This window comes from Leclercia sp. M50, assembly GCF_037150775.1.
Lineage (GTDB): Bacteria > Pseudomonadota > Gammaproteobacteria > Enterobacterales > Enterobacteriaceae > Enterobacter.
This window is the reverse complement of sequence record NZ_JBBCPK010000134.1, coordinates 1-8,688: the sequence shown is the minus strand read 5'-3', so window position 1 is coordinate 8,688 and position 8,688 is coordinate 1. Positions and strand designations below refer to the sequence as shown.

General features: G+C 57.1%; 10 protein-coding genes. 3 read left to right on the top strand and 7 right to left on the bottom strand.

The window, feature by feature from the left end; genetic code table 11:
* The 3 genes from WFM46_RS21440 to WFM46_RS21430 all read right to left on the bottom strand — a co-directional run.
* The coding region (locus tag WFM46_RS21440; RefSeq protein WP_336998482.1) for a LacI family DNA-binding transcriptional regulator at positions 1-267 on the bottom strand (267 nt) is incomplete at its 3' end.
* A gap of 90 nt (positions 268-357) precedes the next feature.
* Positions 358-1,053 carry a pirin family protein gene (locus WFM46_RS21435; RefSeq protein WP_103177343.1) on the bottom strand — a complete coding sequence of 232 codons (696 nt, stop codon included), beginning with the start codon at positions 1,051-1,053 and terminating at the stop codon, positions 358-360.
* 123 nt (positions 1,054-1,176) lie between these two features.
* Positions 1,177-2,214: an oxidoreductase gene (locus WFM46_RS21430; RefSeq protein WP_336998481.1), complete on the bottom strand. Its 1,038-nt coding sequence runs from the start codon at positions 2,212-2,214 to the stop codon at positions 1,177-1,179.
* A 225-nt stretch (positions 2,215-2,439) separates the two neighbouring features.
* On the opposite strand from WFM46_RS21430, the gene WFM46_RS21425 reads away from it, so the two are divergent.
* Together WFM46_RS21425 and yhhY are read left to right on the top strand one after the other, a co-directional pair.
* Entirely contained in the window at positions 2,440-3,087 is a 648-nt protein-coding gene (locus tag WFM46_RS21425; RefSeq protein WP_336998480.1) for a bactofilin family protein, read from the top strand.
* A gap of 217 nt (positions 3,088-3,304) precedes the next feature.
* The gene (gene yhhY, locus WFM46_RS21420; RefSeq protein ID WP_336998479.1) at positions 3,305-3,793 is read left to right on the top strand and encodes an N-acetyltransferase; all 489 of its coding nucleotides are present in this window, start codon (positions 3,305-3,307) and stop codon (positions 3,791-3,793) included.
* An 82-nt stretch (positions 3,794-3,875) separates the two neighbouring features.
* Here the strand turns inward: yhhY and ggt are convergent, their stop codons facing one another.
* The gene (gene ggt / locus WFM46_RS21415; RefSeq protein ID WP_168191993.1) at positions 3,876-5,621 is read right to left on the bottom strand and encodes a gamma-glutamyltransferase; all 1,746 of its coding nucleotides are present in this window, start codon (positions 5,619-5,621) and stop codon (positions 3,876-3,878) included.
* A gap of 122 nt (positions 5,622-5,743) precedes the next feature.
* On the opposite strand from ggt, the gene WFM46_RS21410 reads away from it, so the two are divergent.
* Positions 5,744-6,124: a DUF2756 family protein gene (locus WFM46_RS21410; protein ID WP_103180999.1), complete on the top strand. Its 381-nt coding sequence runs from the start codon at positions 5,744-5,746 to the stop codon at positions 6,122-6,124.
* On the opposite strand, the gene ugpQ is transcribed toward WFM46_RS21410, so the two are convergent.
* The 3 genes from ugpQ to ugpE form a co-directional block, all read right to left on the bottom strand.
* Entirely contained in the window at positions 6,121-6,861 is a 741-nt protein-coding gene (ugpQ, locus tag WFM46_RS21405; protein ID WP_180210952.1) for a glycerophosphodiester phosphodiesterase, read from the bottom strand. The genes WFM46_RS21410 and ugpQ overlap by 4 nt on opposite strands.
* Positions 6,858-7,928, bottom strand: coding sequence for a sn-glycerol-3-phosphate import ATP-binding protein UgpC (locus WFM46_RS21400; RefSeq protein WP_336998478.1), 1,071 nt, complete (start codon positions 7,926-7,928; stop codon positions 6,858-6,860). The genes ugpQ and WFM46_RS21400 overlap by 4 nt, the downstream gene beginning before the upstream one ends.
* Before the next feature lies 1 nt (position 7,929).
* A partial coding sequence (gene ugpE / locus WFM46_RS21395) for a sn-glycerol-3-phosphate ABC transporter permease UgpE (RefSeq protein ID WP_336998477.1) occupies positions 7,930-8,688 on the bottom strand: 759 nt, incomplete at its 5' end.

Sequence of the window (8,688 nt, the reverse complement as noted above, 5' to 3'; positions counted from 1 at the left end):
GGTGACGCTTTCGATGCCGCGAAGCACCTCGGCGAAAACCTGGTTGGTTAAGGAGGGAAGCAGGACGCCCACCGCACGGCTGGTCGCATTCGAGAGAATGTCGGGTGCACGGTTGGGGATATAACCCAGTTCATCGAGAGCAGCAGCAATCTTGCCACGTAAGGCCACGGAAACCTGTTCCGGGTTACGTAAAAAACGGCTGACCGTCATTTTGGTCACACCGACGCGATCGGCGACATCCTGAAGTACGGGGCGTTTCTTTTTCATCGTCCTGAGAAATCATGAGTGAGAGATTTTCTCAGTTTATCACGGACAAAGCGCAACCTTCCCCGTTTAAAGGGAAGGTTGCGTAATTATTTAGACCGGCGGCAGGTCGAACAGCAGGATTTCAGCGGCGCTGTCAGCATGGACAGAGATCGCCTGCTCATCCCAGATGGCCAGACCGTCGCTGGTGGTCGCTTTAGTGCCGTTGATGGTCACGTCGCCTTTCACCACCTGGATCCACACTTTACGGTTGGCGGCAATCTGGTGCACAGACTGCTCATCTTTCGCCAGCGCCCAGCGGTACAGCTCCATATCCTGATGCACTTTCAGCGAACCTTCACGCGCATCCGGTGACAGTACCAGCTGTTTACCCTGCTGCGCGTCAAAGCGGCGTTGCTCGTAGCGCGGGGTGATGCCTTTCGCTTCTGGAATGATCCAGATTTGATAGAGGTGCAGTTTTTCCGTTTTGCTCGGGTTGTATTCAGAGTGACGCACTCCGGTACCCGCACTCATAATCTGGAACTCACCCGCTGGCACCTGCTCTTTATTACCCATGCTGTCCTGGTGCTCCACCGCCCCTTCCAGCACGTAAGTCAGGATTTCCATATCTTTGTGCGGGTGGGTACCGAAGCCCTGGCCTGCGTCAATCACGTCATCGTTGATCACGCGCAGTGCCGAGAAGCCCATAAAATTCGGGTCGTAATAATCGGCGAACGAGAAGCTGTGCCATGAGTCCAGCCAGCCATGATTTGCGTGTCCACGGTCGTTTGCTTTGCGTAAGAAGATCATTGTTTTTACCCTCAGTTCGTTTCGATGGAGTAAGTGTGGACGCAATCGACCTGGGATCATAGAGGGTGAAAATTGACTCCTCTGTTCAAAATATCTGAACAAGCACAGAGGAGTCATTCAGGCTTATCGGGCAAGGGTTATCGTGGCAGGTGATGCCTGTTCGAAGGCGCGTTCAAGGATTTCCAGGTTGGTCATCACTTCAATTTCCTTGACGTAATTTGGCGCGCCGCAGGTGAGGGCCTGGTACAGCGCATCGTAGACCTGGCCATAGTCGCCGGTGCCCGGTTTGATCTCCTCTTTCACCGTCACACCCGCGTCGTTAACGTACTCCAGCACGCCCACGGAATCGTCCGCCGCAAACCCTGGTTCACCCGGCATGATATTAGCCTTCAGGCTGGTCTCCTGCTGGTCGATACCGTATTTGATAAACGAGCCTTTGGTGCCGTGAACGATAAATTTCGGGTAATCGGTCTTTACCAGATGGCTGGTTTTGACAATCGCTTTCAGGTCGCCGTAGAAGAGCTGTGCTTCAAAGGTATCGTCCGGGTTGGCTTTATTACGCAGGCTGCGGATGTCATAGGCCACGTGATCCGGGCGGCCAAACAGGCTGATTATCTGGTCCATGGTATGGACGCCAAGGCCATAGAAGGAGCCATCCTGCGGCAGGCCGGGTTTGGTCTCCGCCACCGGGCGGTAGTAATCGAAGTGGCTTTCGATTTCGACAATCTCGCCCAGCTTGCCGCTCTCAATCGCCTGCTTCGCGGTAAGGAAGCAGGTGTCAAAGCGACGGTTCTGATAGGGCGTGACGGTCAGCCCTTTGCTGCGCGCCAGCTCGAACAGCGTTTTCGCCTCGGCCATCGTCGGGGTAAATGGCTTCTCCACCAGCACGTTTTTACCCGCTTCCAGCGCGCGTTTCGCATACTCAAAATGGCTGTCGGCATGGGTACAGACGATCACCAGCTTCACCTCGGGATCGTTCAATACCTCGTCGAGATCGCTGGTGAAGTGAATATGGGAGTACTGCGGAGACTGCTCTTCCGGTTTCGGGTGGCGGCGGAAGATATGCGCCACATGCCAGCTGGCTTTACGGGTAAGTACATAGGGAAGGTGATAGCGGGTGGTGCTTTTGCCAAATCCAATAAATGCGCAGTGTAGTGTCATGATGTTGTTCCTGGCTAAGGTCTCTGCCTTCAACCATAGCGCAACCTGCTGGCGAATTTAACCCCATCAATCTTTTAGGCTTATTCCGGGGGGAAAACCGCGCGGTGAATATATTGCTATATCGAATCCGAAAATAAGGGGCATAACCTTGACCCTGCTGCTGAATCCCAGGATAAGAAGGCAGTCAAATTAACATGCTCGCGAAAGGAGTCGCGCTCATTTTCTATGGACAGAAAATACCTCGCGTTAAATAGCGCACTTCTCTTCTGGCTGCTCGCCCTGGTCGCCTGGGGCTTCAACGCCCGCTCCCTGACGTGGCTGTTCGCGGCATTAACCCTAATGGCTTTTAGTCTCCCTCTCCTATCTAATCAGGTTAACCTCATGTTTAAAAAACAAAAAAAGATCGAAACTGACAAGCAAGAAATCCTCCCTCAGGCACCGGTCATTGAAAAAGAACCTACTGCGGTGGAGAAGTACGGCACCACCGTCATAGCCAGCGATGTGCAATTTGAAGGCAATATCGTTTCCGGCGGGCACGTCTATGTTCACGGCACACTGAACGGCAATATCGACTCTAAAGAGAGCCTGATAAAAATTATGCGTGGCGGCCAGGTGGAGGGAAACATCACCTGCCGGGAGCTGATCGTGGACGGTAAGGTCATCGGTCAGTGCAGCAGCGATACTATTGAAATCTGCGAAAATGGCCAGATTACCGGCACCCTGCTCTACCGGACCCTGGCGATCAAAAAAGGCGGCGTCTTTTCCGGCCAGGCGGAGGTCTTACCGGCTGTCGCGGAGAAGAACAACGTGGTGGGCATGATAAAAGAGAACCCGGCTGAGATGCCGGATCGCCTGCATTCGCAAAAGCTGTAAACAAAAAAAAGCCAGCGAGACGCTGGCTAAAATAATACTGGAAGCAATGTGAGCAATGTCGTGCTTTCAGGTTTCCGTCGTGGACTCCCTGAACGCAAGACAATAATAATCATTCTCATTCGCACTTGTCCAATACTTTTTTGCAAAAAATGGCGGTTGACGCACATTTCAAACTCATGGATGTTGGAAAGGAACCTAACTGACTGAGGAAGAAGGAATGAGTGAGATAGTGATACGCCACGTTGAAGCCGCCGATGCCGAAGCTTTACGCCTGCTTAATACCCATCCGGGGGTGTATCACCAGACACTACAGCTTCCTCATCCATCGATGGAGATGTGGCAGGAACGGGTAATGAAAAAGCCGGGCAGACGCCATCTGGTGGCCTGCCTGGACGATAAGGTTGTCGGTCATCTGGCGCTGGACGTGATGGAAAACCCCCGACGCAGCCACGTGGCGACCTTTGGCATCAGTGTCTCTGCCGAGGTGCAGGGGCGCGGGGCGGGCAGCGCATTGATGCGGGAGATGATCAACCTGTGCGATAACTGGCTGCGCATCGAGCGCATTGAATTGACGGTGTTTGCCGACAACGCGCCTGCCATTGCCTTGTACCGCAAGTATGGATTTGAGGTGGAAGGCACCGGGAAGAGATTCGCCCTGCGTGACGGCGAATTTGTGGATGCGCTCTATATGGCGCGGGTTAAGTGAGTATTGCCCGGTGACGCGTAGCGATCCGGGCCTACGAAACCATGTAGGCCGGGTAAGGCGGAGCCGCCACCCGGCAAACCGTTTAATACCCCGCCGTCAAATCCCCTGGCGAGCGCGGATCCGATGCCCCATACAGCGCGCCATCGGGCCCGACCATGATGCTTTGGGTGCTGCCCATCGCCTCTTTCACCGCCACTTTTTGTCCGCGCTGCTCCAGCAGCTTCAGCGTATCCGGGCTAAAGCCCTTCTCCACCCGCAATTCATCCGGCAGCCACTGGTGATGGAAGCGCGGGGCGTTGGTCGCCTCGGCCACGTTCATCCCGAAATCGATGCTGTTTACCACCATCTGCAGTACGGTGGTGATAATCCGGCTGCCGCCCGGGCTGCCGGTCACCAGCCAGGTTTTGCCATCTTTCACCACAATCGTCGGCGACATTGACGACAGCGGACGCTTCTTCGGCCCCACGGCGTTGGCATCCCCGCCCACCAGCCCGTAGACGTTCGGCACGCCCGGCTTGGCAGAGAAGTCATCCATCTCGTTGTTGAGCAGAATGCCGCTGTTGCCCGCCACGATCCCGGTCCCAAAGGTGGTGTTGAGGGTATAGGTCACCGCCACCGCGTTACCATCTTTATCCACCACCGAGAAGTGGGTGGTCTGGTTGCTCTCATACGGCGCCAGCTTGCCGGGGCGGATCTCGCTCGACGGTCTGGCCTTGTTGATATCAATTTGATCGGCCAGGGTTTTGGCGTAGGCTTTATTGGTCAACGCCTGCCACGGCACCTTAACGAAGTCCGGGTCGCCCAGATACTCCGAGCGGTCGGCGTAGGCATATTTCTCCGCCTCGGCCATCACCTGCAATGTGTCGGCACTGCCGAAACCAAACTTATGCAGATCGAAATTTTCGAGGATGTTGAGGATCTGCACGATGTGGATCCCGCCGGACGACGGAGGCGGCATGGAATAAACCTGGTACCCGCGGTAGTCGCCGCTAATCGGCGTGCGCTCCACCGCCTTGTACTCCGCCAGATCCGCTTTGGTGATCAGCCCGCCATTCTTACTCATCTCTTCGGCAATCTGGTCGGCAATCGCCCCTTTATAGAAGGCGTCCGGGCCGTTCTCCGCGATCATCTCCAGGCTTTTGGCGAGGTTCTTCTGCACCAGCTTATCGCCCTTCTTCAGCGGCTCGCCCTCCTTCCAGAAGATCGCTTTGCTGTTCTCATGGCTGGGGATCACTTCGCTGCCGTAGGTTTTCAGGTCGTCGGCCAGCGCGTCGTTAACCTCAAAGCCGTCCCGCGCCAGTTTGATGGCGGGCTGCACCACCTTGTTCAGCGGCAGGGTGCCATATTTATCCAGCGCCAGCGAGAAGCCCGCTACGGTGCCCGGCGTACCGGTCGCCAGATGGGAGGTAAGCGATTTTTTACTGTCGGCATTGCCCTGGTCATCGAGGAACATGTCCCGCGTGGCCTGGTTCGGCGCCATTTCGCGGAAGTCGATCGCCGTGGTGGTGCCATCTTTGGTACGCAGCATCATAAAGCCGCCACCGCCGAGGTTGCCCGCCTGCGGGTGGGTCACCGCCAGCGCATAGCCCACCGCCACCGCCGCATCCACCGCATTACCGCCCTGTTTGAGGATATCCACCCCCACCTGGGTCGCGAGGGCGTCTACTGAGGAGACCATCCCCTTCTGCGCCCGCACGGGATGGAACACATCCTCTTCCACACCATAGGAGACCGGCGGTGCCGCCGGCGGATTCGCTGCCACGCAAAACGTACCGCCTGCCGTCAGGGCAGCAATCGCCACCCAGCGTAAAAACGTTGGTTTCATCATTGTTATTCTCCAGGTACAGGGACTCATGCTCCCGCTTAAGCCTGGTTCATAACTCTTAAAAAATCATCGTAATGGCGGATTCGAGATAAACTTACAAAAGGCTTCAGATGGAGGGAATGACCATGAAACGTCTCATTCTTGTGGCGGCATTACTGCCGTTTGCCGTATTCGCGCAGCCTATCAACACCCTGAATAACCCCAATCAGCCGGGCTATCAGAACCCCAGCCAGCAGCGAATGCAAAATCAGATGATGATGCAGCAGCAACAGCAAACAGGGATGCTAAACCAGCAGCTGCAAACGCAAACCCGCGTTCAGCAGCAGCACCTGCAAACGCAGATGGATAACAACACCCAGCGGATTCAGCAGAGCCAGCCGGGGGGACAGGTACTGCCTAATACCAGCGGCGGGATGCTCAGCGGCGGCAGTGTCGACTCTGGCGGCGTGCAGCAGCAACATATGCTGCCGCAGCGGCAGAATGGCGACATGCTCAATAACCCTTAGGGCTGAAAGTCCGGGCCGATAAGGGCAATCGCATCGGTACAGATACAATCGACGCCCCAGCGCAGCAGTTCCGCTGCTCGCTGGGGCTGATTGACGGTGTAAACCAGGATATGTAATCCGGCGTTTTTCAGTGTGCTTACCCGCGCTTCATCCAGCAGGCGATGGTTCAGGTGAATGGATACGCACGCCAGTCGAGTGGTCAGCTCGCGCCAGTCATCACGCCAGGCATCCAGCAGTAACCCACGCGGCAATTCAGGCGCAGCAGCCTGCGCGGCTTCCAGCGCGTCAATCTCAAACGACGACAGCAGCGGTGGAGTCATTCCTGCCCATAGCTCACGCGCCGCCAGCGCAATCACCTTGCCGGTTAACGGCCCCGTACCGGTGGTCGGTTTGATTTCGATATTGGCCATCATCCCGTGTTGACGACAGCGGTCGGCCACCTCAGTCAGCAGCGGCAGCGGCTCGCCTTTAAACTCGCCGCTAAACCAGCTTCCGGCGTCCACCTTCAGCAGATCGCGCCACGGCAGGTGACCCGCCACGCCCCAGCCGTTGCTGGTGCGCTCAAGGTTGTCGTCATGCAGGAGGAAGATCTCCCCATCTTTCGACAGTTTGGCATCGAACTCAATCATGGTATGACCATAACGCGCGCCAACGTCGATGGCCGCCAGGGTATTTTCCGGTGCCAGTTTACCGCCGCCCCGGTGGGCGACGATGCGGGGATAAGGCCAGTTACTCATATGCGTTGTCCTGTTTCACCATCAAATAAGTGCAGATGATTTTCCGGCAGATGCAGCCATAGCGTGCTGCCCGCTTTCGGGCGCTCCTCGTGCGACATACGCACCACCAGCTTCTGCTCGCCCCAGCGTCCGTGCGCCAGGTTATCGGCCCCCAGCATCTCCAGGGTGTCCATCACCAGCGGTACGCCGCCTTCCGCCTGCGAGCTTAGCGCAATATGTTCCGGGCGGATACCCAGGGTCATCTTACGCCCGGCGTAGCCGCGGTAGTACCAGTTGATCGGCAGCGCCATGCCGCTCTCCAGTTCGAAATGGGTGCCCGCAGTGCTGATGCGCCCTTCCAGCAGGTTCATCGCCGGGCTGCCGATAAAGCTCGCCACAAAGCGGCTGGCGGGCTTTTCATACACCTCCACCGGGGTGCCAATCTGCTCGGCCACCCCTTTGATCATCACCATCACCCGCTGGGCGAGGGTCATCGCCTCCACCTGATCGTGGGTAACGTACAGAGAGGTGGTGTTCAGTCGTCGGTGCAGCTGTTGTAGCTCAAGGCGCATCTGCACGCGCAGCTTGGCATCGAGGTTGGAGAGCGGTTCATCGAACAGGAATACCGCCGGGTCACGCACGATAGCGCGGCCCATCGCCACGCGCTGGCGCTGGCCGCCGGAGAGCTCGCGCGGGCGACGCTTCAGCAGGCCATCCAGCTCCAGAATGCGCGCCGCCTCTTTGACGCGCTCGTCGATGTGGCTTTTGCCCATCCTACGAATTTTCAGCCCCCAGGCCATGTTCTCTTCCACGCTCATGTGCGGATAGAGGGCATAGTTCTGAAACACCATCGCGATGCCGCGATCTTTGGGTTCCATCTCGGTCACGCGCTGGCGGTCAATCCAGATATCGCCCGAGGTGACGCGCTCGAGCCCGGCCACCATGCGCAGCAGGGTGGATTTGCCGCAGCCCGACGGGCCAACCATCACAATAAATTCGCCGTCCGCCACGTCGAGGGTCAGCGGCTGAATCACCTGGGTCTTGCCATCCCAGCTTTTGGTTACTGCCTGTAATTTAAGTCCTGCCATCTTATTTCTCGCTATCGACCAGGCCGCGGACAAAGGCACGCTGCATGGCTAAAACAATGACTACGGGTGGGATAAGGGTGAGCAGCATCGCCGCCATCACCTGGTTCCAGAGGGTGGTGCCTTCACCGGTTGAAATCATCCCCTTGATGCCCGCCACGGCGGTGCCGAGGTTGACGTCCTGGATAATCAGCAGCGGCCACAGGTACTGGTTCCAGCCGTAGATAAAGGTGATGACAAAGAGCGCCGCGAGGTTGGTTCTCGACAGCGGCAGCACGATGTCGCGGAAAAAGCGCATCGGCGAGGCGCCGTCGATCCGCGCGGCCTCAATCAGCTCGTCCGGCAGGGTCATAAAGAACTGGCGGAACAGGAAGGTGGCGGTGGCCGAGGCCATCAGCGGCAGGGTTAAGCCCGCATAGCTGTCGAGCATCCCGAGGTTTGCGATCACCTCCACCGTCGGGAAGATACGCACTTCCACCGGCAGCATCAGGGTGATAAAGATCATCCAGAAGAAGAGGTTACGCAGCGGAAAGCGGAACCAGACGATGGCGAAGGCCGAGAGCATCGACACCGTGATTTTGCCCACGGTAATACCGAACGCCATGATGAAGCTGTTGAGCATCATCAGCCAGAACGGGGCGCTGTTAACCCCCACACCCTGGGTCCAGATGGTCGCCATGTTTTCGAAGAGATGCGAACCCGGCACCAGGGTCATTGGGGTTTCAAATATGGCGTTTCTGTCCAGCGTGGCGGCGACAAAGGC

Coding starts and splice junctions, on each gene's coding strand:
- WFM46_RS21435 (WP_103177343.1), bottom strand. CDS start 1,053: ATGATCTTCTTACGCAAAGCAAACGACCGTGGACACGCAAATCATGGC.
- WFM46_RS21430 (WP_336998481.1), bottom strand. CDS start 2,214: ATGACACTACACTGCGCATTTATTGGATTTGGCAAAAGCACCACCCGC.
- WFM46_RS21425 (WP_336998480.1), top strand. CDS start 2,440: ATGGACAGAAAATACCTCGCGTTAAATAGCGCACTTCTCTTCTGGCTG.
- yhhY (WP_336998479.1), top strand. CDS start 3,305: ATGAGTGAGATAGTGATACGCCACGTTGAAGCCGCCGATGCCGAAGCT.
- ggt (WP_168191993.1), bottom strand. CDS start 5,621: ATGATGAAACCAACGTTTTTACGCTGGGTGGCGATTGCTGCCCTGACG.
- WFM46_RS21410 (WP_103180999.1), top strand. CDS start 5,744: ATGAAACGTCTCATTCTTGTGGCGGCATTACTGCCGTTTGCCGTATTC.
- ugpQ (WP_180210952.1), bottom strand. CDS start 6,861: ATGAGTAACTGGCCTTATCCCCGCATCGTCGCCCACCGGGGCGGCGGT.
- WFM46_RS21400 (WP_336998478.1), bottom strand. CDS start 7,928: ATGGCAGGACTTAAATTACAGGCAGTAACCAAAAGCTGGGATGGCAAG.